The organism is Pseudomonas sp. 21, from assembly GCF_000955805.1.
Taxonomy (GTDB): domain Bacteria; phylum Pseudomonadota; class Gammaproteobacteria; order Pseudomonadales; family Pseudomonadaceae; genus Pseudomonas.
Genome location: NZ_JYOA01000007.1, coordinates 202,422 through 228,502, shown reverse-complemented (window position 1 = coordinate 228,502; position 26,081 = coordinate 202,422). Strand labels below are relative to the sequence as shown.

The window sequence follows — 26,081 nt, the reverse complement described above, 5'->3', positions numbered from 1 at the left end:
TATGGAGAGTCCCATGCCGCGCCTGCGTCCCGTCCACGGGATGTTTTTTCTGGTTATCGCCCTGCTGGCTTTCGGCCTGGGCACCTGGGTTGCCCGTACTTCGGCGCCGCCCAAGCCGCCGCAGTGGTTCAACGACTGGAAGGAAAAGGTCTTCGAGCCGCTGGCCGACGACCAGCTGACCCTGAATGACTTGCAGGGCCAGCAGCCCGGCGAGCTGTGGCTGACCGCCAGCCAGGACGGCCCGCAACTGCATTACCGCGGCAAGCTGGTGACGGAAGAGGGTCCCTGGCATGTCGAGGCGGAGCTGGCCCTGAGCGGCGCCGAGCATGCCAGCCTGGCCAAGGCCACCGGCATGCAGCCGACCAGCAAGGACCAGCCGCTGAGCGCCGAGCTGATGGGGCAACTGGGCAACAAGCCGGTCTCCGAGCTGGCGCTGGCGCCCCAGGAGGACCTGGCGGTCGGCCGTCTGGCGGTGAGCCTGGGCGACCCGCGCCTGCGCCTGCAGGTGGATGGCGGCGAGGCCTGGGTCTATCCGGAGAAGGGCATGACCCTGCTGCACCGCGACGGCACCCTGCAGTGGGTGCGGGTGGTCCCGCGCAATACCCTCAAGACCAGCGAGACGCCTTAAAGGCGTTCGAGGTAGTCGCTGCCGCCCAGCTGCCACATCTGCTGGCGAATCCATGAGGCGCGCTGGCGCACGTAGGGGCCGGGCTTGCCGGCGCTCCACTTGCGCGGGTTGGGCAGTACGGCCGCCAGCAGGCTGGCCTGCTGTTGCGACAGGCGCTTGGCATCGACGCCGAAGTGATGCTGGGCGGCGGCCTGGGCGCCGAACACGCCGGCATCCCATTCCACGCTGTTGAGGTAGACCTCGAGAATCCGCTGCTTGGACCAGAAGGTCTCGATCAGCAGGGTGAACCAGGCCTCGAAGCCCTTGCGCACCCAGCTGCGGCCGGTCCACAGGAAGACGTTCTTCGCCACCTGCTGGCTGATGGTGCTGCCGCCGCGCACCTTGCCGCCCTGTTCGTTGTGCGCCAGGGCCTTCTGGATCGCCGGCAGGTCGAAGCCGTGGTGCTCGGCGAACTTCTGGTCCTCGCTGGCGATCACGGCGAGCTTGAGGCTGTCCGGCAGCTCGCCCCACGAGCGCCAGCTGCGCTGCAGGTCGATGGGCTGGCCGTTGAACCAGGATTCGACCTTGCGCTCGATCATCACCATGGTTCCCGGCGGCGGCACCCAGCGCAGGACGATGACCAGCCCGACGCTGATGGCGACGAACCAGAGCGCGATCTTCAGCAGGCGGCGGAGCAGCTTGGGCATTCGAGGCTTTGACTGGGCGGATGAGCGGGCCATTATAGCGGCACTCACCTGTCTGGAGCTTTCCGATGCTGCGCACTTTCCTGATGCTCGCCGCCTTCTTCGGTTTCACCGGGGTCGCCCTCGGCGCCTTCGCTGCCCACGGCCTGAAGAGCAAGCTCACCCCCGAGTACCTGGCGGTGTTCCAGACCGGCGTGCATTACCAGATGCTGCATGCCCTGGCGCTGTTCGGCGTGGCGCTGCTCTCGGCGCACATCGGCGGCACACTGGTCAGCCTTGCCGGCTGGGCCTTCACCGTCGGCATCCTGCTGTTTTCCGGCAGCCTCTACCTGCTGACCCTGGCCGGCCTGGGGGTGGGCATCATCACCCCGATTGGCGGGTTGTTCTTCCTGATCGGCTGGGCGCTGCTGCTGGCCGCGGCCTTCCGCCTGGGTTGACCCGGACGTCAGAAAAGCCCGAGTGCGACGCTCCGGTAACTTGGTCATCGGGCGCGATCGGGCTAGAATGCGACCCCCTCCAGCAACGACCGTCCCGCCCATGCGTATTCAGTTGAACGGCGAACCCTTCGAGCTGCCCGACGGCCACAGCGTCGCCAACCTGCTCGAGCGTCTCGACCTCACCGGCAAGCGTGTCGCGGTCGAGCTCAACCAGGACATCGTGCCGCGCAGCCAGCACGCCGCCACCGCCCTGAGCGAAGGCGACCAGGTGGAAGTGGTGCATGCCATCGGCGGCGGCTAGCAGCCGCCTCCCAGACTTTCAGGCCCCGCCCGCCTTTCCTTCAGGAGTGATCCGATGAGCCAAACCAACTCCAACCTGCCGGTCGACAAGCCCTTCACCCTGGCTGGCCGCACCTACAATTCGCGCCTGCTGGTCGGGACCGGCAAGTACAAGGACCTCGAAGAGACCCGTGTCGCCATCGAGGCCTCGGGCGCCGAGATCGTCACCGTGGCCGTGCGCCGTACCAACATTGGCCAGAACCCGGGCGAGCCCAACCTGCTGGATGTGATTCCGCCGGACCGCTACACCATCCTGCCGAACACCGCCGGCTGCTACGACGCCGTCGAGGCCGTGCGCACCTGCCGCCTGGCCCGCGAGCTGCTCGATGGCCACAACCTGGTCAAGCTGGAAGTCCTGGCCGACCAGAAAACCCTCTTCCCCAATGTCGTGGAAACCCTCAAGGCGGCCGAAGTGCTGGTCAAGGACGGCTTCGACGTCATGGTGTACACCAGCGACGACCCGATCATCGCGCGCCAGCTGGCCGAGATCGGCTGCATCGCGGTGATGCCGCTGGCCGGCCTGATCGGCTCGGGCCTGGGCATCTGCAACCCGTACAACCTGCGCATCATCCTCGAGGAAGCCACCGTTCCGGTGCTGGTGGATGCCGGCGTGGGCACCGCCTCCGACGCCACCATCGCCATGGAGCTGGGTTGCGAGGCCGTGCTGATGAACACCGCCATCGCCCACGCGCAGAACCCGGTGATGATGGCCGAGGCCATGAAGCACGCCATCGTCGCCGGCCGCCTGGCCTACCTGGCCGGCCGCATGCCGCGCAAGCTGTACGCCAGTGCGTCGTCGCCGATGACGGGCCTGATCAACTAAGTATTTCCATCCCGACGCGCGGGCCGGATTGCCGAAGGCAGCCGGCCCGCGCGTGCATTACCCGCAAGGTCCGAGTCATGAGTGACATTCCCGAGAATCAGCCCGAGAACCAGCCCGACGCCGACAACCGTCCGATGCGCGCCATCAAGAGCTTCGTGATGCGTGCCGGGCGCATGACCGAGGGCCAGCAGCGCGGCCTCGACCAGGGCTGGCCGAAATACGGCCTGGAGCTGGCCGACGGCGCGCGGGACTTCGACCAGGTATTCGGGCGCCAGGCACCGCGTACCTTCGAGATCGGTTTCGGCATGGGCCACGCCACCCTGGAGATGGCGGCTGCCGCACCGGAGCAGGACTTCATTGGCGTGGAAGTACACCGTCCGGGCGTCGGCGCACTGCTCAATGGCATGCTGACCCAGGACCTGGCCAATATCCGCGTCTACAGCTGCGACGCCATCGAAGTGCTGCGCGACTGCGTGGCCGACGCCAGCCTTGACCGCCTGCTGCTGTTCTTCCCGGACCCGTGGCACAAGTCGCGTCACCACAAGCGTCGTATCGTGCAGCCTGCCTGGGCCGAGCTGGTGCGCCAGAAGCTGAAGGTCGGCGGCGTGCTGCACATGGCCACCGACTGGGAACAATATGCTGAGCACATGCTGGAAGTGATGAATGCCGCACCCGGCTATCGCAACCTTTCGGCGGACAATACCTATGTGCCGCGCCCGGAAGAGCGCCCGGTCACCAAGTTCGAACGTCGCGGGGAGCGACTCGGCCATGGCGTCTGGGACCTGAAGTTCGAGCGCGTCGACTGATCTACCGAAAAGGCCTGCACGGCAGGCCTTTTCCACGGATGAACACCCTACAGACCGGGACCACCCGGCAGGCCGCAAAGGCCACCCCTCACCTCCTGAATAAAAAGCGGCATCCGCCGCGGACGAAAATAAGAGTGATGGACAGGAGTCCGTCGCAAAGGAGTCTGCTGTGTTGAAGAAACTTGCTGTACTGCTGATGGCGGGGGCGTGGGCCCTGCCGGCGCAGGCGAAAGTCGATGCCACCGAGGCCGCTCGACTGGGCCGCGACCTCACGCCGATGGGGGCGGAGATGGCCGGCAACGCCAGTGGCACCATCCCCGCCTGGACCGGCGGCATCACCACCGCGCCGGCAGGCTACCAGCCCGGCAGCCATCACCTCGATCCGTACGCTGGCGACGCCGTGCAGTACAAGATCGACAGCAAGAACCTGGCGCAGTACCAGGCGCTGCTCACGCCCGGCACCCAGGCGCTGCTGCAGGAGAACCCGGACTACTACCTGCGCGTCTTCCCCAGCCGCCGCAGTGCCTCGCTGCCCCAGCGCATCTATGACGCCACCCGCTTCAATGCCGAGAACGCCGAGCTGATCGCCGACGGCAACGGCGTGCAGGGCGCTGCCGCCGGCGTGCCGTTCCCGATGCCGAAGACCGGTCTGGAAGCGATCTGGAACCACATCATGCGCTACCGTGGCGAGCAGATTCACATGGTGACCAACCAGGCCGCCGTGCTCGCCAGCGGCAGCTACAACCTGCTCAAGCTCGATCGCTACGTGTACTTCAACTACGGCCGCGAGGGCATGACCCCGCAGGACCTGAACAACACGCTGTTCTACTACAAGTACAACATCGTCGCCCCGGCCAAGCTGGCTGGTTCCGCGCTGGTGGTGCAGGAGACCATCGACCAGGTGCTGTCGATCCGCAAGGCCTGGCGCTTCAACAGCGGCGAACGCCGCGTGCGGCGCCTGCCGAGCCTGGCCTACGACACCCTGCAGCCCGACACCAACGGCCTGGCCACCGCCGATACCGTGGACGTCTACAACGGCGCGCCGGACCACTACGAGTGGCAGCTGCTGGGCAAGCGCGAGATGCTGGTGCCGTACAACAGCTATGCCGTGCACCAGAAGGGCATTCCCTACGCGGATACCCTCAAGACCAAGACCCTCAACCCCGAATTGCTGCGCTACGAGCCGCACCGTGTCTGGGTGGTCGAGGCGACCCTGCGCAAGGGCATGGGCCATCCGTTCGCCAAGCGCCGTTTCTACCTGGATGAGGACAGCTGGCAGATCCTCGCCTCGGACATCTACAACGCCGACGGCAAGCTGATCCGCGCCCAGGAAGTGCACCCGATCAACTACTACGACGTGCCCATGGTGCTCAGCACCCTGGAGGCGCTGTACGACTTCGAAGGCAGGCGCTACTTCGTCGACGGCCTGGACAACAACGAGCCGATGTACGACTTCAAGGTCCCGCTGGGCCCGCGCGACTTCACCCCGCAGGCATTGCGCCGCGAGGGTAACTGAGTCCAGCAGAGGCCGCCGCGAGGTGGCCTTTGTCTATGCAGGAGATGCGGGTGGACAGAGCCTGTAGGAGCGAGCTTGCTCGCGAACGTGCCATCCGGCGGCGCCGGTGCTGGGGCGGTTCGCGAGCAAGCTCGCTCCTACAAAAAACCATGCCCTTGTCGATGTTCCTGCTCGAGTGGCGCGCGTTACTCGATCAGCTCGGCACCCAGCACGGTGGTCTCCGGCATGCGCATTGGCGCCGGGCTGATCTGCAGGTACTTGATGCTGGTGCGCGGGATGATCAGCAGGTCGCCGTCCACCTCGATGCTGATGACCGGCGATTCCATCTGCTTGCGGATGCCGCGGGCCACTTCGGCGGGGTCGTCGCTCTGTTGCGGGAAGCGCAGCGCCAGGCGCTGGCCATCAGAGAAGTGCAGGTAGAGATGCTTGATCGGCTTCATGTGTCCTCCGGCGGGTGGGGTGGCCAACCGCCGGAAGAACGCAGGTCAACTGCGGTCGGCGATCATGCCAATCACGAAGAACACTAGCAGCAGGACAGGCGCCAGGGTGTAGTTGTTGAAATAGCCCAGGCCCTTGGCCAGCCACGGGGTGACGAAGACCATCGCCAGGCCGTAGCCCACGGCGCAGATCAGCACGAACAGCAGGGTGCGGAAGACGAAATTCAGGCTGCCGATGCGCTGCTGCACCCAGGCATTGATCGCCGGGCCGAACAGCACCAGCACGGTGGCCATGATCGCCAGGGCGATGTCGGACAGGTGGCCGCGGCACCAGCGGGAGACGTTGGCAATCAGGTCGAGCGCGAAGTCCATTGGGGCTCCTTGGGATCGAGAGTCGCCGGGGAGTGTACACGGCGGGCGACAGCAGCGTCGCCCGCCCGGTTCTCAGGGCAGGAAGCGCTGCAGCAGGTCGTTGAGGAACAGTTGGCCGCGTTCGGTCGGCGCCAGGCGCTGCGGGTCGTCCACCAGGAGGCCGTCCTGGCGCGCCTGTCGGCAGGCTTCTTCGATGGCAGCCAGTGGCAGGCCGGTGCGCTCGGCGAAGGTCGCCGCCGGCACGCCATCGGTGAGGCGCAGGGCGTTCATCATGAACTCGAAGGGCAGGTCGTCCGCTTCCAGGTCGCGCTCGCCGGCCTGGAAGGGTTTCTCCGGGTTCAGGTAGTCCTTCGGCAGGCGGGTCTTCCAGGTGCGCAGGATGCGGCCTTCCGGGGTGCTCAGCTTGGCGTGGGCGCCGGCGCCGATGCCGAGGAAGTCGCCGAAGGTCCAGTAGTTCAGGTTGTGCCGCGCGCGCTTGCCGTCGCGGGCATAGGCGGAGGTTTCGTACTGCAGGTAGCCCGCCTGGGCGAGCAGCGCCTGGCCGGCTTCCTGGATTTCCCACAGCTGGTCGTCCTCGGGCAGCTCCGGCGGCTGGCTCCAGAACACCGTGTTCGGCTCCATGGTCAGCTGGTACCAGGACAGGTGCGTCGGCGCCAGGGCGATGGCCTGCTGCAGGTCGCCCAGCGCGTCGGCGACGCTCTGCTCCGGCAGGCCGTGCATCAGGTCCAGGTTGAAGTTGTCGAAGCCGGCGCGGCGGGCCATCTCGGCCGCACGCACGGCTTCGTCGCCGTCATGGATGCGACCGAGCGCCTTGAGCTTCTCGGCCTGGAAGCTCTGGATGCCGATGGACAGCCGGTTGATGCCCAGGGCGCGGTAGTCGGCGAACTTGGCCTGCTCGAAGGTGCCCGGGTTGGCTTCCAGGGTGATCTCGATGTCGCTCTCGAAACCGACTTGCCGCTCCAGGCCTGCGAGGATGCGGCCCAGTGCGCTGGCGGAGAACAGGCTGGGCGTGCCGCCGCCGAAGAAGATCGAGGTCAGCTTGCGGCCGTGGACGTAGCCGCGGTCGGCAGCCAGGTCAGCCAGCAGCGCCTCGACGTAGGCGTCTTCGGGCAGCTCCGGGCCGGCGGCGTGGGAGTTGAAGTCGCAATAGGGGCATTTGCGCACGCACCAGGGGATGTGCACATACGCGGACAGCGGCGGCAGGCGGAAGCCGGAAACCACCGGCCCGGCGTCGAGCCCGTGGCGTCCTGCCTGGCTCATAGACCCAGCCGTTGCTTCAGCAGGGCCATGGCGCGGGCGCGGTGGCTGAGCTGGTTCTTCTGCTCGGGCGGCAGTTCGGCGCTGGAGCAGTTGGCTTCCGGCACCCAGAACAGCGGGTCATAGCCGAAGCCGTGCTCGCCGCGGGCTTCGCGCAGGATGCTGCCGTGCCAGAGGCCTTCGCAGAGGATCGGCAGCGGGTCGTCGGCGTGGCGGACGAGTGCCAGCACGCTGACGAACTGGGCGCCGCGCTGCTCGTCCGGCACGTCCTTCAGGGCGTCCAGCAGCTTGGCGTTGTTCGCCGCGTCACCCTTGCCGTCGGCGTAGCGCGCGGAATAGATGCCCGGCGCACCGCCGAGGAAGTCCACCGCCAGGCCCGAGTCGTCGGCCAGTGCCGGCAGGCCGGAGATGCGCGCGGCATTGCGGGCCTTGAGGATGGCGTTCTCGACGAACGAGAGGCCGGTCTCTTCCGGCTCCACGTCGCTGAACTCGCCGATGGAGCGCACTTTCACGTGGGCTCCGAGCATGGCCTGGAGTTCCTTGAGCTTGCCGGCGTTGTGACTGGCCAGCACCAGTTGTTCGAGCTTGATCATTCGTCGGGGAAGATTTCCTGCATGAAATCGAAGCTTTGCGGGGCTTCGTTTCCGGACTGGACCTGGATGGAGAAGGTCAGGGTTTCGCGGCCTTCGATGGGGAACTGCGCCAGGTTGTACACGGCGCCTTCCTCGACCACGCGCTTGAAGGTCAGGGGAACGGTCTGGCCCATCAGGTTCTTCGCGGAGCCGGCGACGGTGGCGTTGGCCGGTTTGCCGCTGGCGTCCAGCGGCACGATGTTGACCACGCCCTGGGCCTTGCTGCGCACCACGCCCACCGCTTGCGCGACATTGGGCTGGAGGAAGCTGGAGTTGAACACGCTGTAGTGCACCTGCAGGTCACCCAGGCGCTTCACCTGTTCGGCGAAGGCGGGGACGGCGAGGACCAGGCAGGCGAAGAAGGTAAGCAGGCGGCGCATGATGTTTCTCCCGGGCTCTATCAGGTAGCCGCGATCAGACGGCGATGCGGTGGTCTTGCACGCCAGCGCCGCTGATCCGGTAGATGCCGATCTCACCCAACAGATTAGGCCAGATTCGCGAGGCCCAGCCATGCTGGTGCTCGTGGTCCACCGCCAGGCGGTCCAGCACCTTCGCGTGCTGCTCGTGGCAGAGCGCCTCGAAGTCGCGGAAGGTGCAGAAGTGGATGTTCGGCGTGTTGTACCAAGTGTACGGAAGGAACTCCGACACTGGCATGCGGCCATTGCGCGCGAGGTACCAGCGGCAGCGCCAGTGGCCGAAGTTGGGGAAGGTGATGATGCACGTCTTGCCCACGCGCAGCATCTCCGCCAGCACCTTGTCCGGGTAGCGCAGGGCCTGCAGCGACTGGGTCATCACCACCACGTCGAAACTGTCGCTGGCGAAGTTGCCCAGGCCCTTGTCCAGGTCCTGTTCGATGACGTTCACCCCACGTTCGATGCATTTGGCAATCTTGTCGGGGTCGATCTCCAGGCCGTAGCCGCCGACCTGCTTGTGGTCGCGCAGCCAGGCGAGCAGCTCGCCGTCGCCGCAGCCCAGGTCGAGCACGCGGCTGCCGGCGGGGATCCAGTCTTGGATGATTTCCAGGTCGGCGCGCATGGTGGTCCTTATACGCTGATGCGGTGCATGTAACCGCTGAAGGCTTGCAGGTAGCGCGGAATCGGCATCAGGAAGGCGTCGTGGCCTTGCGGTGCGTCGATCTCCAGGTAGCTGACGTTCTTCTTCGCCGCCAGCAGCGCGTCGACGATCTCCCGCGAGCGGGCCGGGGAGAAGCGCCAGTCGGTGGTGAAGGACATCAGGCAGAAGTCCGCTTTCACCCCGGCGAGGGTCCGCGCCAGGTCGTCACCGTGGGCGGCGGCCGGGTCGAAGTAGTCCAGCGCCTTGGTCATCAGCAGGTAGGTGTTGGCGTCGAAGCGGGTGGAGAACTCCTCGCCCTGGTAGCGCAGGTAGCTTTCCACCTGGAACTCGACGCTGTGCAGGTCGTAGTTGAGCTTCTCCGACTTCATGTCGCGGCCGAACTTGGCGCCCATGGCGTCGTCGGAGAGGTAGGTGATATGGCCGACCATCCGCGCCAGGCGCAGGCCGCGCTTGGGAATCACGTCGTGTTCCTGGAAGTGGCCGCCGAAGAACTCAGGGTCCGAGAGGATCGCCTGGCGCGCGACTTCGTTGAACGCGATGTTCTGCGCCGACAGCTTCGGCGCACTGGCGATGCACAGGCAGTGGCGCACGCGCTCGGGGTAGCTGATGGTCCACTGCAGCGCCTGCATGCCGCCCAGGCTGCCGCCGACGATGGCGGCCCAGCTCTGGATGCCGAGGCGATCGGCCAGGCGTGCCTGGCTGTGGACCCAGTCTTCCACGGTGACGACCGGGAAATCCGCGCCGTAGGCCTTGCCGGTGGCGGGGTTCGGGCTGGTCGGGCCGGTGGAGCCGTTGCAGCCGCCGAGGTTGTTCAGCGCGACGACGAAGAACTTGCGGGTATCGATGGGCTTGCCCGGACCGATGCAGCTGTCCCACCAGCCCGGCTTGCGCTCATCCTCGCTGTGGTAGCCGGCGGCGTGGTGATGGCCGGAGAGCGCATGGCAGATCAGCACGGCGTTGCTTGCCGTGGCGTTCAGCTCGCCGTAGGTCTCGATCACCAGCTGGTATTCGGGCAGGGTCTTGCCGCAGGCCAGGGGCAGCGGTTCGTTGAACTGCAGCGTCTGGGGGGTGACCAGACCGACGGAATCTTCGGGGAAGACTGTTGGCATCGACCCAGCTCATGAATAAAAAAGGACGGCCAGTCTAAAGAGCGCCGCCCCCCGCGGCAAGCGCACTCGGAAGGGGCGGCGCGGGCGTGGCGCGGGGTTCAGGCGCGCTGCGAAGTGGGCAGGGTGACGACCTTGGCCTGGCGCTGCAGCGGTGCCGGGCGGCGCAGCTGGCGGAGGATGTCGGTGGTCTCGGCGAGCTGCTGTTCCAGCTCCTCGGTATAGCGTCCCAGCAGCAGCGAGCGCTGCCGCGCCTGCTGGGTTTCCTGGGCCAGGGCCTTGAGGCGCAGCATGTGTGTTTCCAGCATCTGCTTGTGCTCCAGGCTGTACTGCATCAGCGGCATCAGGGCGTCGGCGGCCCATTGCTCGGCCTCCTCGCGCAGGCGCTGGTGCAGGCCGATGACTTCCTGGGCGACGGTGGCGAAGAAGCGCCGGGTCAGCAGGCGCTGCTCGGTGAGCAGGGTCTTCAGGTGCAGGCGGAAGCGGTCGGCTTTCTCCTGCAGCTTGGCGAGGTCACGCAGGTAGCGCTGGACGCGGAACTGCGGGGCGTCCAGGGCGTTGAGCGGGTTTTCCTCGTTGTGCCGCTGGTAGATGGCCGCAACCATGCGGTTGGCGGTTTCCGCTTCATGGTCGAGGGCCACCAGGTCGCCTTCCACGGTACGGAAGAACTGCAGGATGGCCTGGTGGATGCCGACCGTGGTCCAGCTGCCGCGCAGCTTGTCGTGGACCTTCTTCAGGTGCTGCTCCAGGCGCTCGGCGCGCACCGCCTCGCGCAATTGCTCGCCCTGGTGGCGCAACAGGCGCTGGTTGGTCTTCAGGCTGAGCAGGCGCTTGTGGTGCAGGTTGTGGTCGTCCTTGGTCCGCGCGGTCAGCTCGAACAGCAGCTGGCCGCTGTCCTGCTGCTGGTCGTTGAGCAGCGCCCGCTGCTCCTTAACCTTGTCCAGGCGTACGCGCAGGCTGTGCTGGCTGTTGTTGACCAGTGCCAGCACCTGGCCGACCACGGCACTCTCCAGCAGGCGCTCCTTCTGCGCGACGATGCGTTCGCAGAGCAGGTCCTCCAGGGATTCCATCTGGCTGCGCGCGAGCAGTTCGCGGTCGCCGCGCACCTTGGCCAGCAGCGCCTGTTTGGCCGACAGCGGCATCACATCTTCGCGGGCGATGCCCAACTGGCGCGCGGTGGTGTCCTGGATGTGGCGGATGGCGTTCTGCACGAAGGCTTCACCGGCCAGGTCGTCCCAGAGCACGTCGATCTTGTTCAGCACTGCATAAAGGGTGGTGTGGCCGTCCTCGCCGAGCTGGCGCACGTGGTCCTGCCAGATCGCCATGTCGGAGGCGGTGACGCCGGTATCGGCGGCCAGCAGGAAGAGGATCGACTGCGCGCTGGGCAGCATCGACAGGGTCAGTTCCGGCTCGCTGCCCAGTGCGTTGAGGCCGGGGGTGTCGAGGATGCGCAGGCCCTGGCGCAGCAGCGGGTGGTCGAAGTTGACCAGCGCGTGGCGCCACGCCGGCACCAGCACGATGCCGGGCTTGTCGGTGGCTTCGAGCATGTCCGGGTGGAAGCCCAGCTGGATCGCCTGCTCCACCGGCAGCGGCTTGGTCTTGGCGACCTGGGCGAAGGCCTCGGCCATGTTGGCCGGGTCAGAAGTATCCAGCGGGATGTTCACCCAGTGCCGCGGGATGCGCTTGAACTGCGCCACGCTGGCATCGGCGACGCGGGTCTCGATGGGCAGCAGGCGGATGTACGGTCGCTCCGAGCGCGGGTCGAAGAACAGTTCGGTGGGGCACATGGTGGTGCGCCCGGCCTGGGACGGCAGCATGCGACGGCCGAAACCCGCGAAGAACAGGCTGTTGATCAGCTCGGTCTTGCCCCGCGAGTACTCGCCGACGAAGGCCAGGGTGATGTGGTCGACGCGCAGCAGACGCAGAGTGCGTTCGAGGCGGTTCTCGATTTCCGGGGTATTCAGCCGGGCGCGCTCCAGCCAGCTGCGATAGCGGGTGATCTCGCGGACCAGCTCACGCTTCCAGGTGACGTAGGCATCGATCTGCTGACTGAGACGTTCCATGCTCATCCGGGCGTTCCTTGGGCTGGCGCGTCCTGCGCGGGGAATGGATGGCGTGGATTATGCGACGGAGTGTAGGAATAGCAATTGGCCTACTGCACATTCCTACGCGTAAGGTCGGCCAAGGTTACCGAGCGGCTATCCCGAGTTCTGTCGGAATTTTCGTCGGATGGGGGATGCGCACGCGCTTCTGGCGATTCAGCTCGCCGCTTTCCAGCTTCACCGCGCTTTTCGGTACGCCGAAGGCCTTGCCGAGGAACGCCAGCAGGTGGGCGTTGGCCTTGCCTTCGACCGGTGGCGCGGTGAGGCGGATCTTCAGGCGCTCACCGTGCAGCCCGGCGAACTCGTCGCGGCTGGCCTTGGGCTGCAGGTGGCAGTCGAGGATCAGGTCCTCGCCGTCCCAGTGATAGAACGGCATGCCGGGTTACATGAAGGGCGAAAGGATCTGCGGCATCCCGGTCATGGCGGCCAGGTTGCCGATCACCAGCATGTCGATCAGCTTCAGCGCGATGAACGCGAAGATCGGCGAGATATCCAGGCCGCCGAGGTTCGGCAGGAGCTTGCGGAAGGGCGCCAGGAAGGGCTCGCAGATCTGGTTCACCAGCTGGGCGCCGGGGTTGTAGCTGCCCGGGGCGACCCAGGAGAGGATCACGCTGATGATCAGGGCGAAGAAGAAGATCTTCAGGAACAGCGAGGTCACCGCGATGATCGACCACACCAGCAATTGCAGGATGTAGCCGCCGACGCCGTAGCCCATCAGGGTCAGGGTGACGACCATCAGCACCAGCTGGATCAGGATGGCCAGCACCAGCGAGGCGAAGTCGATGCCGCCGAAGCCGGGGATGACGCGGCGCAGCGGGTTCAGCAGCGGCTTGGTGGCGCGCACGATGAACTGGCTGAGCGGGTTGTAGAAGTCAGCGCGGACCAGTTGCAGGATGAAGCGCAGCAGCACGATCAGCAGGTACAGGCTGCCAAGTGTCTGGATCACATAGATGGCGGCTGTGGAAAGTCCGGTCATTGGGCGGTCCTTGGTGAACGTTGGGCGCCGGCGCGCAGGGCCGGGCGAATCGGGCGGTCGGTCAACGACGGCGCTGTCACGCCATACTGTAGGGAATTCATCGTCGCCGGTCGCGTGTAAGTATGTTTCGTCGCGTGCAAATTCAACCCCGGCAGGCCATCGGCGCGGGACCGGCGGGCCGGGGCCGCGACTGGATGGCGCGGCAGGGCGAAGGCGAGGGGCAGTGCGACCTTCCCTGGTCGCCGGGCGGCGTGCGTCATCGCAATCAGCGGCCCAGTTGTTCGGCCAGCTCGGCGGAGCGGTGGTCGGCAGCGCCCACCGCCTTCTCCACCAGCGCCTCGAAGCCGTTGGCCTGGAAAGTGGTGATGGCCGCTTCGGTGGTGCCCTTGGGCGAGGTCACGCGGCGGCGCAGTTCGGCCGGATCGACATCGCTGGTGGTGGCCATCTGCGCGGCGCCCAGGGCGGTCTGGCGGGCCAGCTGGCCGGCGACTTCGCGGGACAGGCCGAGTTTCTCGCCGGCGGCGGTCATGGCCTCCATCAGCAGGAAGAAGTAGGCCGGGCCGCTGCCGGAGACGGCGGTGACCGCGTCGATCTGCCGCTCCTCGTCCAGCCACAGGGCGATGCCCACGGCGCTCAAGAGTTGCTGCGCCTGTTCGCGCTGGGCGGCGCTGACACTGGCGTTGGGGTACAGGCCGCTGGCACCCAGGCCGACCAGCGCCGGCGTGTTGGGCATGCAGCGGACGATGGCGCGCGGCTGGCCGTTCACCTCGCCGAGCCAGCGCTCGATGCTGGCGCAGGGAATGCCGGCGGCGATGGAGACGATCAGCGCGTTCTCGGTCAGCGCCGGCGCCAGCGCCAGGCAGACGTCCTTCATGACCTGCGGCTTGACCGCCAGGACCACCACGTCGGCTCCGGCCACGGCGCTGGCGTTGTCGCCGACCACTTCGATGCCGTGCTCGGCGGCGATCTTCGCGCGCTGCTCGGCGCCCGGATCGCTGGCGCGGATGTCGCTCGCGGCGACGCCCTTGGCGCGCAGGCCACCGATGAGACTGGCGGCCATGTTGCCGGCGCCGATGAAGGCAATGCGGGTGCTGCTCATGGAGTCTCTTCCTTTATTCAGTGGGAGGCGCCGTAGTCGCGGGCGCCGAACAGGGCGGTACCGATCCGCACCCAGGTGGCGCCTTCGCCGATGGCGGCTTCGAGGTCGTGGCTCATGCCCATGGACAGGGTGTCCAGGCCGAGATTCAGGGCTTGCATCAGCTCGCGCAGGCGGGCGAACGCGGCGTGCTGCGCGGCGACGTCGTCGGTGGGTTCGGGGATTGCCATCAGGCCGCGCAGTTTCAGCTGGGGCAGTTGCGCAACGGCCTGGGCGAGGGCGGGCAATTCGGCAGGGGAACAGCCGGATTTGCTGTCCTCGCCGCTGACATTCACCTGCAGCAGCACGTTCAGCGGCGGCAGGTTCGCCGGGCGCTGCTCGGAGAGGCGCTGGGCGACCTTCAGCCGGTCCACCGAGTGCACCCAGTCGAAGTGCTCGGCGATGGGCCGGGTCTTGTTCGACTGGATGGGGCCGATGAAATGCCAGGTCAGTGGCAGGTCGGCCAGTTCGGCTTGCTTGAGCAGGGCTTCCTGCAGGTAGTTCTCGCCAAAATCGGCGAGGCCGCAGGCAAACGCTTCGCGGATCGCGGCGGCGGGTTTGGTCTTGCTCACGGCAAGCAACTGCACCGAGTCAGGCGTGCGATTTTTCGCTTGTTCCGCCTCACGGATTCGTACGCGAACCTTTGCAATATTCTCTGCTATCGTGGACATTACCGTCGCTTTTCCGCCCGGCTGCTGCGTGTTCTGCGGCATTCTACCTGCTTGCTCTTGATTGGGGAGTCCCATGGATATTACCGAGCTGCTCGCCTTCAGCGCCAAGCAGGGCGCTTCGGACCTGCACCTCTCGGCCGGCCTGCCGCCGATGATCCGCGTCGACGGCGATGTCCGCCGCATCAACCTGCCGCCGCTCGAGCACAAGCAGGTTCACGCGCTGATCTACGACATCATGAACGACAAGCAGCGCAAGGATTACGAAGAGTTCCTGGAAACCGACTTCTCCTTCGAAGTGCCGGGCGTCGCCCGCTTCCGGGTCAACGCCTTTAACCAGAACCGTGGCGCCGGCGCCGTGTTCCGGACCATTCCCTCCAAGGTGCTGACCATGGAAGACCTGGGGATGGGCGAAGTGTTCAAGCGCGTCTCCGACGTGCCGCGCGGCCTGGTCCTGGTGACCGGCCCGACCGGTTCGGGCAAGTCCACCTCGCTGGCAGCGATGCTCGACTACCTGAACAACACCAAGTACAGCCACATCCTCACCGTCGAAGACCCGATCGAATTCGTCCACGAATCGAAGAAGTGCCTGGTCAACCAGCGCGAAGTGCACCGCGACACCCTGGGCTTCAACGAGGCATTGCGCTCGGCCCTGCGTGAGGACCCGGACATCATCCTGGTGGGCGAGATGCGTGACCTGGAGACCATCCGCCTGGCGCTGACTGCCGCGGAAACCGGCCACCTGGTATTCGGCACCCTGCACACCACCTCCGCGGCCAAGACCATCGACCGTATCGTCGACGTATTCCCCGCCGAGGAGAAATCCATGGTCCGCTCCATGCTCTCCGAATCCCTGCAGGCGGTGATTTCCCAGACCCTGCTGAAGAAGATCGGCGGCGGTCGTGTCGCGGCCCACGAGATCATGATCGGCACCCCGGCGATCCGTAACCTGATCCGCGAGGACAAGGTCGCGCAGATGTACTCCGCCATCCAGACCGGTGGCGCGATCGGCATGCAGACCCTCGACATGTGCCTCAAGGGCCTGGTCGCCAAGGGCCTGGTGACCCGCGACGCGGCGAAAGAAAAAGCCAAGATCCCGGAAAACTTCTAACCCCACCGGGCCCTTGCGGCCCGGCGCACGGAGCGCGCCACACGCACCCGCTTCGTGATCCGACAGCCCTGTCGTAGTCAGCGTGAACTCGGCGAGAAAGATCATGGAATTCGAGAAGCTGTTGCGCCTGATGGTGGAAAAGGGAGCCTCCGACCTGTTCATCACGGCGGGCGTGCCGCCTTCGATGAAGGTCAACGGCAAGGTGCTGCCGGTCACCAAGACCGCGCTGTCGCCGGAGCAGACCCGCGAGACCGTGCTGTCGGTGATGAACGAGCAGCAGCGCCGCGACTTCGCCGAGAACCACGAGTGCAACTTCGCCATCAGCGCCCGCGGCGTCGGTCGTTTCCGTGTCAGCGCGTTCTACCAGCGCAACCTGGTGGGCATGGTGCTGCGCCGCATCGAGACCAACATTCCGACCATCGATGACCTGAAGCTGCCGGAAATCCTCAAGAAGCTGGCGATGACCAAGCGCGGCCTGGTGATCTTCGTCGGTGCCACCGGTACCGGTAAGTCCACCTCGCTGGCAGCGATGATCGGCTACCGCAACAAGAACTCCACCGGCCACATCATCTCCATCGAAGACCCCATCGAGTACATCCACCAGCACCAGGGCTGCATCGTCACCCAGCGTGAGGTGGGCCTGGATACCGATACCTTCGAGGTGGCCCTGAAGAACACCCTGCGCCAGGCGCCGGACGTGATCATGATCGGCGAGGTGCGCTCGCGCGAGACCATGGACCACGCCGTGGCCTTCGCCGAAACCGGCCACCTGTGCCTGGCGACCCTGCACGCCAACAACGCCAACCAGGCGCTGGAGCGGATCATCCACTTCTTCCCCGCCGACCGTCACGGCCAGGTGTGGATGGACCTGTCGCTCAACCTCAAGGCCATCGTCGCCCAGCAACTGGTGCCGACCCCGGACGGCAAGGGCCGCCGCGCGGTGATCGAGGTGCTGCTGAACACCCCGCTGGCCGCCGACCTGATCCGCAAGGGCGAGGTCCACGAGCTCAAGCCGCTGATGAAGCGCTCCACCGAGCAGGGCATGCAGACCTTCGACCAGGCGCTGTACCAGCTCTACGTGCAGGGCGAGATTACCTACGAAGATGCCCTGGCCTATGCCGACTCGGCGAACGACCTGCGCCTGATGATCAAGCTGGGCTCGGAAACCGACGCCGACCACCTGACCAGCATGACCCAGGGCCTGACCCTGGAGATGAGCGACGACGATCCCAATCGCCGCTTCCGCTGACCTGGAGAGCCCGCCTAGTGCGGGCTTTTCGTTTATTCTGGCAGCCACGCAACGCAACGGGAGAAAGGCATGTCCGCCAACCCTGATACTCACAGCAAGGTCATCGGCTATCTGCTGTGGATTTTCGGCTTCACCGGCTCGCACCGCTTCTACTATGGCCGGCCGATCACCGGCACCATCTGGTTCTTCACCCTCGGCCTGTTCTTCATCGGCTGGATCATCGACCTGTTCCTCATCCCCTCCATGGATGATGCGGCAGACCAGCGCTACCGCGCCGGCGGCATCGACTACAACGTCGCCTGGATCCTGCTGACCTTCCTCGGCGTGTTCGGCGTGCACCGCATGTACATGGGCAAATGGATCACCGGGATCATCTACCTGTTCACCGGCGGGCTGTTCCTGGTCGGCGTGCTGTACGACTTCTGGACGCTGAACAGCCAGATTTCCGAGCGCAACGGGCCGCAGCGGATCTGACAGCACCACGCTCCCTGTAGGAGCGCCCCATGGGCGCGANNNNGGGCATGGCCCGCTCCTACAGTTGAGAGCCGCATGTTCCGCACACTTCCTACGCCGCTTTCTTTCGTCGCGCCGCCTGGCGCGAGCTGTGCCTCCCGCCTAAGGTCAGGAGGACAGTAGCAGGCGCCGCCGGGCGATCCCCATGGCGCCCAGAAGGAGTGGCTGCCATGAGCAACGAATCCCGCCCCGCCGTACTCGACCTGATCGGCAATACCCCCATGGTCCGCGTCACGCGCTTCGATACCGGACCCTGCACCCTGTTCCTCAAGCTCGAATCGCAGAACCCCGGCGGCTCCATCAAGGACCGCATCGGCGTCGCCATGATCGAGGCCGCCGAGCGCGACGGCCGGCTCAAGCCCGGCGGCGTGATAGTCGAAGCCACCGCCGGCAACACCGGCCTGGGCCTGGCGCTGGTGGGCCGCGCCAAGGGCTACCGGGTGGTGCTGGTGGTGCCGGACAAGATGTCCACCGAGAAGGTCCTGCACCTGCGCGCCATGGGCGCCGAGGTGCACATCACCCGCTCCGACGTCGGCAAGGGCCACCCCGAGTACTACCAGGACGTTGCCGCGCGCCTGGCGAAAGACCTGCCGAACGCCTTCTTCGCCGACCAGTTCAACAACCCCGCCAACCCGCTGGCCCACGAGACCGGCACCGCCCCGGAAATCTGGGCGCAGGCCGGCCATGACCTCGACGCCGTGGTGGTCGGCGTCGGTTCCGCCGGCACCCTGACCGGCCTGACCCGGTTCTTCCAGAAGGTCCAGCCGGACCTGGAAATGGTCCTGGCCGACCCGGTGGGCTCGATCATGGCCGAGTACTCGCGCTCCGGCGCCATCGGCACGCCCGGCTCCTGGGCGGTGGAAGGCATCGGCGAGGATTTCGTGCCGTCGATTGCCGACCTCTCCAGCGTGCGCCATGCCTATTCCATCAGCGACGAGGAAAGCTTCAGCACCGCCCGCGAGCTGCTGCGCAACGAAGGCATTGCCGCCGGTTCGTCCACCGGCACACTGCTGGCCGCTGCCCTGCGTTTCTGCCGCGAGCAGAAGGAACCCAAGCGCGTGGTCAGCCTGGTCTGCGATACCGGCACGCGCTACCTCTCGAAGATCTACAACGACCAGTGGATGACCGACCAGGGGCTGCTGCAGCGCAAGCGCTACGGCGACCTGCGCGACATCGTCGCGCGGCGCTTCGAGGAGGGCAGGGTGGTCGCCGTCGGTCCCGGCGACACCCTGCTCACCGCCTTCCAGCGCATGCGCCTGGCGGACATCTCACAGCTCCCCGTGCTCGACGGCCAGCGCCTGGTCGGCGTCATCGACGAGTCCGACATCCTGTTGGGCGTGCACGACGACCCGGCGCATTTCCGCAGCGATGTCGCCAGCGCCATGAGCACCGCCCCGGAAACCCTCGCGCCCGGCGCCAGCCTCAAGGAACTCGAAGCCGTGCTGGCGCGCGGGCTGGTGGCGATCATCGCCGACGCCTCGGGCTTCCACGGCCTGATTACCCGTTTCGACCTGCTCAACCATCTACGGAGGACCCTCGCATGAGCCAGCACGACGACCGCCTCGGTTTCGCCACCCGCGTGATCCACGCCGGGCAGGAGCCGGACCCTTCCACCGGGGCGATCATGCCGCCGATCTACGCCAACTCCACCTACCGCCAGGACAGCCCCGGCGTGCACAAGGGTCTGGACTACGGGCGCTCGCACAACCCCACGCGCTGGGCGCTGGAGCGCTGCGTGGCGGACCTGGAAGGTGGCAGCAAGGCGTTCGCCTTCGCCTCGGGGCTGGCGGCCATCTCGGCGGTGCTGGAGCTGCTCGACGCCGGCTCGCACATCGTCTCCGGCAATGACCTGTATGGCGGCACCTTCCGCCTGTTCGAGCGGGTACGGCGGCGCAGCGCCGGGCACGATTTCCACTTCGCCGACCTGTCCCAGCCTGGCGCGCTGAAAGCGGCGCTCACCGACGAGACGCGCATGGTCTGGGTGGAAACCCCGAGCAACCCGCTGCTGCGCCTGACCGATCTGGCCGCCATCGCCCGCACCTGCCGCGAGCGCGGCATCCTCTGCGTGGCCGACAATACCTTCGCCAGCCCGTGGATCCAGCGGCCGCTGGAGCTGGGCTTCGACATCGTGGTGCACTCCACCACCAAGTACCTCAATGGCCATTCGGACGTCATCGGCGGCATCGCCATCGTCGGCGACAACCCCGACCTCGCCGAGCGCGTGGGCTTCCTGCAGAACTCCGTCGGCGCCATCGCCGGGCCGTTCGATGCCTTCCTCACCCTGCGCGGCGTGAAGACCCTGGCGCTGCGCATGGAGCGGCACTGCGCCAATGCCCTCGACCTGGCGAAGTGGCTGGAACAGCAGCCGCAGGTGAAGCGTGTGTATTACCCCGGACTGGCCTCGCACCCGCAGCATGAACTGGCGCGCCGGCAGATGAAGGGCTTCGGCGGAATGATCTCGCTGGACCTGGACACCGACCTGGCCGGCTCGCGGCGCTTCCTGGAGAACGTCCAGCTGTTCGCCCTGGCGGAAAGCCTGGGCGGCGTGGAAAGCCTGATCGAACACCCGGCGATCATGACCCACGCCAGCATCCCTGCGGAGAACCGTGCGGAGCTGGGGATTGGTGATTCGCTGATCCGGTTGTCGGTGGGTGTGGAGGACGTGGAGGATCTGCGCAGCGATCTGGCCAGGGCGCTGGCTACGATCTGAGGCGTAGGGCGTATAACCGTTCGCGGTTATACGCCGTATCACATCAGGCCATCACTGGCTCCGAGGATAGGCTCGAAGCGCTCTGGGACCACCGTTGATTGGCGTATAACGCGGAGCGTTATACGCCCTACGTCTTAGCCTTGATGATTTGGGGAGCTAAAAAGCCCATAACGCTGGTGCATGTGCAGCTCGAAGGGCTCTGGGCCCTGAATCTCCCAATAGGATGAATCCACCACCGTGAAGGTGCAGATGATCTGCCCGGCCGCGAGAGCGGTGAATTCGCCATCTATCGTTTGATAGATGCCTTTGTACAACGACCAGAATTCAGCATTGCTCAGCTCCAGCCCGTCCTGAGAGAGACTCTCGATTTCCAGGGCCCGCTCTCCAGTGCACCAGTCGATGCAGATGCGCCAGGTTTCGATGGCGGGGAGTTGCAACAAGTCTTCCGCGAACGTTCGCATGTCGTTCAGTTCGTTGCGGGGGCCGTGCTGAGGGATGGTCACCATAGGACGCTTCCGTTCGTGGAAAGCCCGCCAATCGGCGGGCTTTTTCATGGAGCTGCTGGCGTCAGACCGCGTGGACGATATGCCCGTCCACCAGGGTGCAACGCACCACGCCCGGCAGGCAGTGGCCGAGGAACGGGCAGTTCTGGCCGCGGGAATGCCAGGTCTCGCCGGCCAGGGTCTGGCCGTCGGCTTCGAACAGCACCACGTCGGCGGCTGCGCCGATCGCCAGCTTGCCGGCCGGCAGGCGCAGGGCGGCGGCCGGGCCGCTGGACAGGCGCGCCAGCAGGGTCGGCAGGTCGAGCAGGCCGTCCTGCACCAGGGTCATGGCCAGCGGCAGCAGCAGTTCGACGCTGCTGATGCCCGGATCGGTGGCGGCGAACGGGGCGTTCTTCGCGTCCTGCTCGTGGGGCTGGTGGTGGCTGGCGATGGCCTGGATCACGCCGCTCTTCACCGCTTCGCGCAGGGCCTCGCGGTCCTTGTGCGAGCGCAGCGGCGGCTGCACGTGGTACAGGCTGGAGAAGTCCGCCAGTGCCTCGTCGGTGAGGATCAGCTGGTACAGCGCCACGTCGGCGGTCACCGGCAGGCCGCGGGCCTGGGCCTGGGCGATCAGCTCGACGCCGCGGGCGCTGGTCAGCTGGCTGAAGTGCGCACGCACACCGGATTGCTCGACCAGCAGCAGGTTGCGCGCCAGGGCCACGGTCTCGGCGGTTTCCGGGATGCCGGCGAGGCCGCGGAAGCTGGCGGTCGGGCCTTCGTGGGCGAGGCCGCCCTCGGCCAGCTCATGGTCCTGGGAGGTGAAGATCACGGTGAGGTCGAAGGTCGCCGCGTACTCCAGCGAGCGCAGCAGCACACGGTTGCTCGCCATCGGCGCCAGGCCGTTGGTGAAGGCGACGCAGCCGGCGTCGCTCAGGGCGACCAGCTCGGACAGCTGCTCGCCGGCCAGGCCCTTGGTCAGCGCACCGATGGGAAAGACCTTGGCGTTGCCGGCTTCGCGGGCGCGGTCGAGGATCAGCTCGGCGACGGCGGAAGTGTCCAGCACCGGCTTGGTTTGCGGCGGGAAGCACAGGCTGGTGACGCCGCCGGCAGCGGCAGCGCGGGTTTCGCTTTCGATGCTGCCCTTGCGGCTGTAGCCCGGCTCGCGCAGGGCGACGCTCAGGTCCACCAGGCCGGGCGCGGCGATCAGGCCGGCGGCGTCGATTTCCTGGACGGCGTGGAAGTCCGCGGGAGCATCGCCGATGGCGACGATGCGGCCGGCCTCGATGTGCAGGTCGCAGACCTTGTCCAGGCCGCTGGCGGGGTCGATCAGGTGGGCGCCACGGATGCTGACGGTCATTGCGCGTCCTCCTGTTCCAGCTGTCGTTGGGCGTTCTGGCCGCTCATGGCCATGGACAGCACGGCCATGCGGATGGCGATGCCGTAGGTGACCTGGTTGAGGATCACCGACTGTTCGCCGTCGGCCACGGCGGAGTCGATCTCCACGCCGCGGTTGATCGGGCCGGGGTGCATGACGATGGCGTCGGGCTTGGCCAGCTTCAGGCGCTTCTGGGTCAGGCCGTAGAGCTTGAAGAATTCGCCTTCGCTGGGCAGCAGGCCGCCGGCCATGCGCTCGCGCTGCAGGCGCAGCATGATCACCACGTCGACGTCCTTCAGGCCTTCGTCGGCGTTGGTGTAGACCTTCACCCCGTACTGCTCTTCCAGGCCCACCGGCAGCAGGGTGCGCGGGGCGATGACACGGATGTCCGGGCAGCCGAGGGTCTTCAGCGCGAGCATGTCGGAGCGTGCCACCCGCGAGTGCAGGATGTCGCCGACGATGGCCACCGAGAGGTTCTCGAAGCTGCCCTTGTGGCGACGGATGGTGAGCATGTCGAGCATGCCCTGGGTCGGGTGGCCGTGGCGGCCGTCGCCGCCGTTGATCACGGCGACGTTGGGGCTGACGTGCTCGGCGATGAAGTGCGCGGCGCCCGAGTCGCTGTGGCGCACGACGAACATGTCGGCGGCCATGGCCTCGAGGTTGCGCAGGGTGTCGGTGAGCGTCTCGCCCTTGCTGGTCGAGGAGGTCGACACGTTCAGCGAGATGACGTCGGCGGACAGGCGCTGGGCGGCCAGCTCGAAGGTGGTACGGGTGCGCGTGGAGTTCTCGAAGAACACGTTGCACACGGTCTTGCCGCGCAGCAGCGGGACTTTCTTCACCGCGCGGGCGCCGACTTCGAGGAAGGAGTCGGCGGTGTCGAGGATTTCAGTCAGCAGTTCGCGGGACAACCCGTCGAGCGAGAGGAAGTGGCGCAGCTGGCCCAGGTCGTTGAGCTGCAGCGGGCGCTTGGCGTCGGTCGGCATGTGGCAGGCCCTGAAAGTTGGGGGTGGATGTCCGGGCGCGCGGAGTTACAGCGCGGTGCTGAGAAGCGTGCGCTCGAGGACGAGTGGTGCGGGACCGCGCAATTTTACCCGCTCGTTGGGTGCCAATGACAGGGTTTCGCCGACGACATCCGGACGAATCGGCAGTTCGCGCTTGTTCAGGTCCACCAGGCTGACCAGGGTCACGCTGGCCGGGCGGCCGTAGTCGAACAGCTCGTTGAGCGCGGCGCGGATGGTCCGGCCGCTCATCAGCACGTCGTCCACCAGGATCAGGTGCTGGCCGTCGATCTCGAAGGGCAGTTCCGACGGACGGACCTGCGGGTGCAGGCCGCTGCGGGTGAAATCGTCGCGGTAGAAGGAGACGTCGAGGATGCCGAGGATCTCGTCGCTGCCCAGTGCCTTGAGCAGTTCCTGGGCGACCCAGATGCCGCCGGTGTGGATGCCGACGAAGCGGGGCGAGTCGATGCCGCGCTGCGCGAGGTAGTTGCGCAGGTCGGTGGCCATGCGGGGGATGAGTTCGGCGGGGCTGGGCAGGGTCATGACGTCTCCGGTTCGGTTGGCGAGGCCACCCGGCACGGGCGGCCATCGGGGCGGACCGTTCCGGGAAGGAGTGGTCCGGCAAGCTTAGCGGCTTTGGCCCAAGGGGCTCTGCCGCAGGTCAAGCAGGGGCGTTCTCCGCCAGCCAGCCCTCCAGCAGCAGGGCGGCGGCCAGGGCGTCCACCGGGCGCTCGCGGTAGCCGCCTGTCTGGCCCTGGGCCAGGCGCTCGCCCTTGGCGGCGTAGGTGGTCAGGCGTTCGTCGTGGGTGTGCACCGGCAGGTTGTAGCGGCCGTGCAGGCGGCGGGCGAACTTCTCGGCGCGCTCGCTCATGTCGCTGGGGGTGCCGTCCATGTTCAGCGGCAGGCCGACGACGATGGCGTCGGGTTGCCATTCCTTGATCAGCGCTTCCACGCGGTTCCAGTCCGGCACGCCGTTCTGGGCCTTGAGCACGCAGAGTTCGCGGGCCTGGCCGGTGATGGCCTGGCCAACGGCGACGCCGATCTGCTTGGTGCCATAGTCGAAACCCAGGAGCAGGCGCAGGGGTTTGCTGCTCATCAGGCGTGCCCGGCCTGGGCGGTGAGCAGGCTGAGGTTGACCCCCAGGCGCTCGGCCGCCGCCGACAGGCGCTGCTCGGCCGGTACATCGAAGAGTACCGTGGGGTCGGCGGGGCAGGTCAGCCAGGCATTGTCGGCCAGCTCGGCTTCCAGTTGGCCGGCTTCCCAGCCGGCGTAGCCGAGGGTGATCAGGTGTTGTGCCGGGCCGCTGCCGTCGGCGATGGCGAACAGCACGTCCTGGGAGGTGGACAGCGACAGCTCGCCCAGCTCCAGGGTGGCCTGGTAGCTGCGCCCGGCGGGGTGCAGGACGAAGCCGCGATCAGTCTGTACCGGCCCGCCGGTATAGATGGTCACGCCCTGGCAGCGCACCGGAGGCAATTCGTCCGGACGCAACTGTTCGAGCACATCGGCGAGGCTCAGGCCGCTGGGGCGGTTGATGATCAGCCCCATGGCGCCCTGCTCGTTGTGTTCCACGAGGTAGGTGACGGTCTGGGCGAAGTTCGAGTCCGCCATGTGCGGCATGGCGATCAGGAAATGGTGCTTGAGGTAGCTGGCGGCTGTGCTTTTCATGCCGGCTAGTTTCAGGCCTGGGGGCCAAAGGGACAAGACTTGAAAGCGCCGGCAAAGGTTGCCGGGCGCGCCGGATCAGTTGCTGGACAGGCGATCGCCACGCTCGAAGCGCCAGGTGCGGATGATTTCCAGGCGGTCGATGTCGTTCAGGTCGCCGGAGAAGGGCGCGAAGGGCGCGGCCAGGCGCACGATGCGCTGGGCGGCCTGGTCCAGGGTGGGCTGGCCGGAGGATTCCAGCACCTGCACTTCATACAGGGAGCCGTCGCGGTTGATCGACACCAGCAGGCGCAGGCTGCCGTAGATGCGCTGGCGGCGGGCTTCGTCCGGGTAGTTGAGGTTGCCGATGCGCTCGATCTTCTTGCGCCATTCCTCCTTGTACCAGGCGCCCTTGTCGCGCATGGTCGAGGCGGCGCTCAGGCGGTGGATGCGCGGGCGCTTGGCGTAGGCCTGTTGCTCGCGGGCAAGGTCGGCCTCGAGGCTGGAGATTTCCGCCGACAGCTGGCTGGAGTCGAACTGCGGCGCCGGCTTGGCGACGGTCTCGGCCTTGGGCGTCTGCTGCTTGGTCTGCACCTTGTCCGGGCGCGGGGTGCGGGTGGCGACGGTGGCCTTGGGCGCTTCCGGGCTCTTGGCCTGGCGCGGGGTGGCCGGCGGGGAGACTTTCTTGACTTCGGTGTCCTGGAACGGCGCCTGCTCGGTGGTCTTGGGGATCGCCTTGTGTTCCAGGGTGCCGCTGCCCTGCTGGTTCATCTGGGCGAGGTAGTCGGCCTTCTCCGGCGCCTTGTCGCTCTTGAAGCTGGCCAGGGTGATTTCCAGCGTCTTGCTCAGCTGGCTGGGCATGGGCATGGTGAAGCCCACGCCCAGCAGCACGGCCACGTGCAGGATGGCCGCAATGAACAGGGTGAAACCCAGACGGTCCGCCGGACGTACGCCGGAGGACACGGGGAAGTCTTGGTGGGTTGCAGCGTTCATTGCGGTTCGCAGGGGCCA

At 66.7% G+C, this 26,081-nt stretch carries 31 protein-coding genes; 11 read left to right on the top strand and 20 right to left on the bottom strand.

Annotation, left to right across the window (positions count from 1 at the left end; translation table 11 throughout):
• Positions 1 to 13 precede the first annotated feature (13 nt).
• Complete coding sequence (locus UB43_RS16515) at positions 14 to 628, top strand: hypothetical protein (protein ID WP_045213020.1); 615 nt, start codon at positions 14 to 16, stop codon at positions 626 to 628.
• Here the strand turns inward: UB43_RS16515 and mtgA are convergent.
• On the bottom strand, positions 625 to 1,347 hold the full coding sequence (gene mtgA / locus UB43_RS16510; RefSeq protein ID WP_045213017.1) for a monofunctional biosynthetic peptidoglycan transglycosylase: 723 nt from the start codon (positions 1,345 to 1,347) through the stop codon (positions 625 to 627). The genes UB43_RS16515 and mtgA overlap by 4 nt on opposite strands.
• A 32-nt stretch (positions 1,348 to 1,379) precedes the next feature.
• Between mtgA and UB43_RS16505 the strand changes: the two genes are divergently transcribed.
• The 5 genes from UB43_RS16505 to UB43_RS16485 all read left to right on the top strand — a co-directional run bounded on the left by UB43_RS16505 (position 1,380) and on the right by UB43_RS16485 (position 5,232).
• Complete coding sequence (locus tag UB43_RS16505; protein ID WP_045213015.1) at positions 1,380 to 1,748, top strand: DUF423 domain-containing protein; 369 nt, start codon at positions 1,380 to 1,382, stop codon at positions 1,746 to 1,748.
• A 100-nt stretch (positions 1,749 to 1,848) separates the two neighbouring features.
• Positions 1,849 to 2,049, top strand: a complete 201-nt coding sequence (thiS, locus tag UB43_RS16500) for a sulfur carrier protein ThiS (RefSeq protein WP_017520101.1) — start codon at positions 1,849 to 1,851, stop codon at positions 2,047 to 2,049.
• A gap of 54 nt (positions 2,050 to 2,103) precedes the next feature.
• Entirely contained in the window at positions 2,104 to 2,910 is an 807-nt protein-coding gene (locus UB43_RS16495; protein WP_045213012.1) for a thiazole synthase, read from the top strand.
• A 134-nt stretch (positions 2,911 to 3,044) separates the two neighbouring features.
• The gene (gene trmB / locus UB43_RS16490) at positions 3,045 to 3,716 is read left to right on the top strand and encodes a tRNA (guanosine(46)-N7)-methyltransferase TrmB (RefSeq protein WP_218187701.1); all 672 of its coding nucleotides are present in this window, start codon (positions 3,045 to 3,047) and stop codon (positions 3,714 to 3,716) included.
• 169 nt (positions 3,717 to 3,885) lie between these two features.
• A complete protein-coding gene (locus UB43_RS16485; RefSeq protein ID WP_045213007.1) occupies positions 3,886 to 5,232 on the top strand; it encodes a DUF1329 domain-containing protein in 1,347 nt (448 codons plus the stop codon).
• Positions 5,233 to 5,417: 185 nt separating this feature from the next.
• On the opposite strand, the gene UB43_RS16480 is transcribed toward UB43_RS16485, so the two are convergent.
• The 12 genes from UB43_RS16480 to UB43_RS16425 all read right to left on the bottom strand — a co-directional run bounded on the left by UB43_RS16480 (position 5,418) and on the right by UB43_RS16425 (position 14,994).
• A complete protein-coding gene (locus UB43_RS16480) occupies positions 5,418 to 5,672 on the bottom strand; it encodes a hypothetical protein (RefSeq protein WP_017520105.1) in 255 nt (84 codons plus the stop codon).
• A 45-nt stretch (positions 5,673 to 5,717) separates the two neighbouring features.
• Entirely contained in the window at positions 5,718 to 6,041 is a 324-nt protein-coding gene (locus UB43_RS16475) for a DUF3392 domain-containing protein (RefSeq protein WP_017520106.1), read from the bottom strand.
• Positions 6,042 to 6,113: 72 nt separating this feature from the next.
• A complete protein-coding gene (gene hemW, locus UB43_RS16470; RefSeq protein ID WP_045213004.1) occupies positions 6,114 to 7,301 on the bottom strand; it encodes a radical SAM family heme chaperone HemW in 1,188 nt (395 codons plus the stop codon).
• Positions 7,298 to 7,891: an RdgB/HAM1 family non-canonical purine NTP pyrophosphatase gene (gene rdgB, locus UB43_RS16465; protein WP_045213002.1), complete on the bottom strand. Its 594-nt coding sequence runs from the start codon at positions 7,889 to 7,891 to the stop codon at positions 7,298 to 7,300. The genes hemW and rdgB overlap by 4 nt, the downstream gene beginning before the upstream one ends.
• Positions 7,888 to 8,310 (bottom strand): DUF4426 domain-containing protein, encoded by a 423-nt coding sequence (locus UB43_RS16460; RefSeq protein WP_045212999.1) that lies wholly within the window; start codon positions 8,308 to 8,310, stop codon positions 7,888 to 7,890. The genes rdgB and UB43_RS16460 overlap by 4 nt, the downstream gene beginning before the upstream one ends.
• 34 nt (positions 8,311 to 8,344) lie before the next feature.
• On the bottom strand, positions 8,345 to 8,965 hold the full coding sequence (gene metW / locus UB43_RS16455; RefSeq protein ID WP_045212996.1) for a methionine biosynthesis protein MetW: 621 nt from the start codon (positions 8,963 to 8,965) through the stop codon (positions 8,345 to 8,347).
• An 8-nt stretch (positions 8,966 to 8,973) separates the two neighbouring features.
• Positions 8,974 to 10,113, bottom strand: coding sequence for a homoserine O-acetyltransferase (locus UB43_RS16450; protein ID WP_045212994.1), 1,140 nt, complete (start codon positions 10,111 to 10,113; stop codon positions 8,974 to 8,976).
• 98 nt (positions 10,114 to 10,211) lie between these two features.
• Positions 10,212 to 12,179 (bottom strand): dynamin-like GTPase family protein, encoded by a 1,968-nt coding sequence (locus tag UB43_RS16445; RefSeq protein WP_045212992.1) that lies wholly within the window; start codon positions 12,177 to 12,179, stop codon positions 10,212 to 10,214.
• Positions 12,180 to 12,297: 118 nt separating this feature from the next.
• Entirely contained in the window at positions 12,298 to 12,588 is a 291-nt protein-coding gene (locus tag UB43_RS16440; RefSeq protein ID WP_045212989.1) for a DUF167 domain-containing protein, read from the bottom strand.
• 6 nt (positions 12,589 to 12,594) lie between these two features.
• Positions 12,595 to 13,188 (bottom strand): YggT family protein, encoded by a 594-nt coding sequence (locus UB43_RS16435; RefSeq protein WP_045212986.1) that lies wholly within the window; start codon positions 13,186 to 13,188, stop codon positions 12,595 to 12,597.
• 265 nt (positions 13,189 to 13,453) lie between these two features.
• Positions 13,454 to 14,287 carry a pyrroline-5-carboxylate reductase gene (proC, locus tag UB43_RS16430; protein WP_045212984.1) on the bottom strand — a complete coding sequence of 278 codons (834 nt, stop codon included), beginning with the start codon at positions 14,285 to 14,287 and terminating at the stop codon, positions 13,454 to 13,456.
• Between the two features lie 17 nt (positions 14,288 to 14,304).
• Complete coding sequence (locus tag UB43_RS16425) at positions 14,305 to 14,994, bottom strand: YggS family pyridoxal phosphate-dependent enzyme (protein ID WP_045212982.1); 690 nt, start codon at positions 14,992 to 14,994, stop codon at positions 14,305 to 14,307.
• Between the two features lie 73 nt (positions 14,995 to 15,067).
• Between UB43_RS16425 and pilT the strand changes: the two genes are divergently transcribed.
• The 5 genes from pilT (at position 15,068) to UB43_RS16400 (ending at position 20,574) form a co-directional block, all read left to right on the top strand.
• Positions 15,068 to 16,102, top strand: coding sequence for a type IV pilus twitching motility protein PilT (gene pilT / locus UB43_RS16420; protein ID WP_017520118.1), 1,035 nt, complete (start codon positions 15,068 to 15,070; stop codon positions 16,100 to 16,102).
• A gap of 103 nt (positions 16,103 to 16,205) precedes the next feature.
• Positions 16,206 to 17,351: a type IV pilus ATPase PilU gene (pilU, locus tag UB43_RS16415; RefSeq protein ID WP_045212979.1), complete on the top strand. Its 1,146-nt coding sequence runs from the start codon at positions 16,206 to 16,208 to the stop codon at positions 17,349 to 17,351.
• Between the two features lie 69 nt (positions 17,352 to 17,420).
• On the top strand, positions 17,421 to 17,825 hold the full coding sequence (locus UB43_RS16410) for a TM2 domain-containing protein (RefSeq protein ID WP_024766756.1): 405 nt from the start codon (positions 17,421 to 17,423) through the stop codon (positions 17,823 to 17,825).
• A gap of 209 nt (positions 17,826 to 18,034) precedes the next feature.
• Entirely contained in the window at positions 18,035 to 19,408 is a 1,374-nt protein-coding gene (locus tag UB43_RS16405; protein WP_045212977.1) for a cystathionine beta-synthase, read from the top strand.
• Entirely contained in the window at positions 19,405 to 20,574 is a 1,170-nt protein-coding gene (locus UB43_RS16400; RefSeq protein WP_045212975.1) for a PLP-dependent aspartate aminotransferase family protein, read from the top strand. Before UB43_RS16405 ends, UB43_RS16400 begins: the two co-directional genes overlap by 4 nt.
• 134 nt (positions 20,575 to 20,708) lie before the next feature.
• Here the strand turns inward: UB43_RS16400 and UB43_RS16395 are convergent, their stop codons facing one another.
• The 7 genes from UB43_RS16395 to UB43_RS16365 form a co-directional block, all read right to left on the bottom strand.
• A complete protein-coding gene (locus UB43_RS16395) occupies positions 20,709 to 21,128 on the bottom strand; it encodes a hypothetical protein (protein WP_156160431.1) in 420 nt (139 codons plus the stop codon).
• A 13-nt stretch (positions 21,129 to 21,141) separates the two neighbouring features.
• Positions 21,142 to 22,413, bottom strand: a complete 1,272-nt coding sequence (locus tag UB43_RS16390) for a dihydroorotase (protein WP_045212971.1) — start codon at positions 22,411 to 22,413, stop codon at positions 21,142 to 21,144.
• A complete protein-coding gene (locus UB43_RS16385; RefSeq protein ID WP_045212970.1) occupies positions 22,410 to 23,414 on the bottom strand; it encodes an aspartate carbamoyltransferase catalytic subunit in 1,005 nt (334 codons plus the stop codon). The genes UB43_RS16390 and UB43_RS16385 overlap by 4 nt, the downstream gene beginning before the upstream one ends.
• A 45-nt stretch (positions 23,415 to 23,459) precedes the next feature.
• Entirely contained in the window at positions 23,460 to 23,972 is a 513-nt protein-coding gene (gene pyrR, locus UB43_RS16380; RefSeq protein ID WP_045212968.1) for a bifunctional pyr operon transcriptional regulator/uracil phosphoribosyltransferase PyrR, read from the bottom strand.
• 118 nt (positions 23,973 to 24,090) lie between these two features.
• Positions 24,091 to 24,528 carry a Holliday junction resolvase RuvX gene (ruvX, locus tag UB43_RS16375; protein ID WP_156160430.1) on the bottom strand — a complete coding sequence of 146 codons (438 nt, stop codon included), beginning with the start codon at positions 24,526 to 24,528 and terminating at the stop codon, positions 24,091 to 24,093.
• A complete protein-coding gene (locus UB43_RS16370; RefSeq protein ID WP_045212963.1) occupies positions 24,525 to 25,094 on the bottom strand; it encodes a YqgE/AlgH family protein in 570 nt (189 codons plus the stop codon). Before UB43_RS16370 ends, ruvX begins: the two co-directional genes overlap by 4 nt.
• 75 nt (positions 25,095 to 25,169) lie before the next feature.
• Positions 25,170 to 26,063, bottom strand: coding sequence for an energy transducer TonB (locus UB43_RS16365; RefSeq protein ID WP_045212961.1), 894 nt, complete (start codon positions 26,061 to 26,063; stop codon positions 25,170 to 25,172).
• Positions 26,064 to 26,081: the final 18 nt, after the last annotated feature.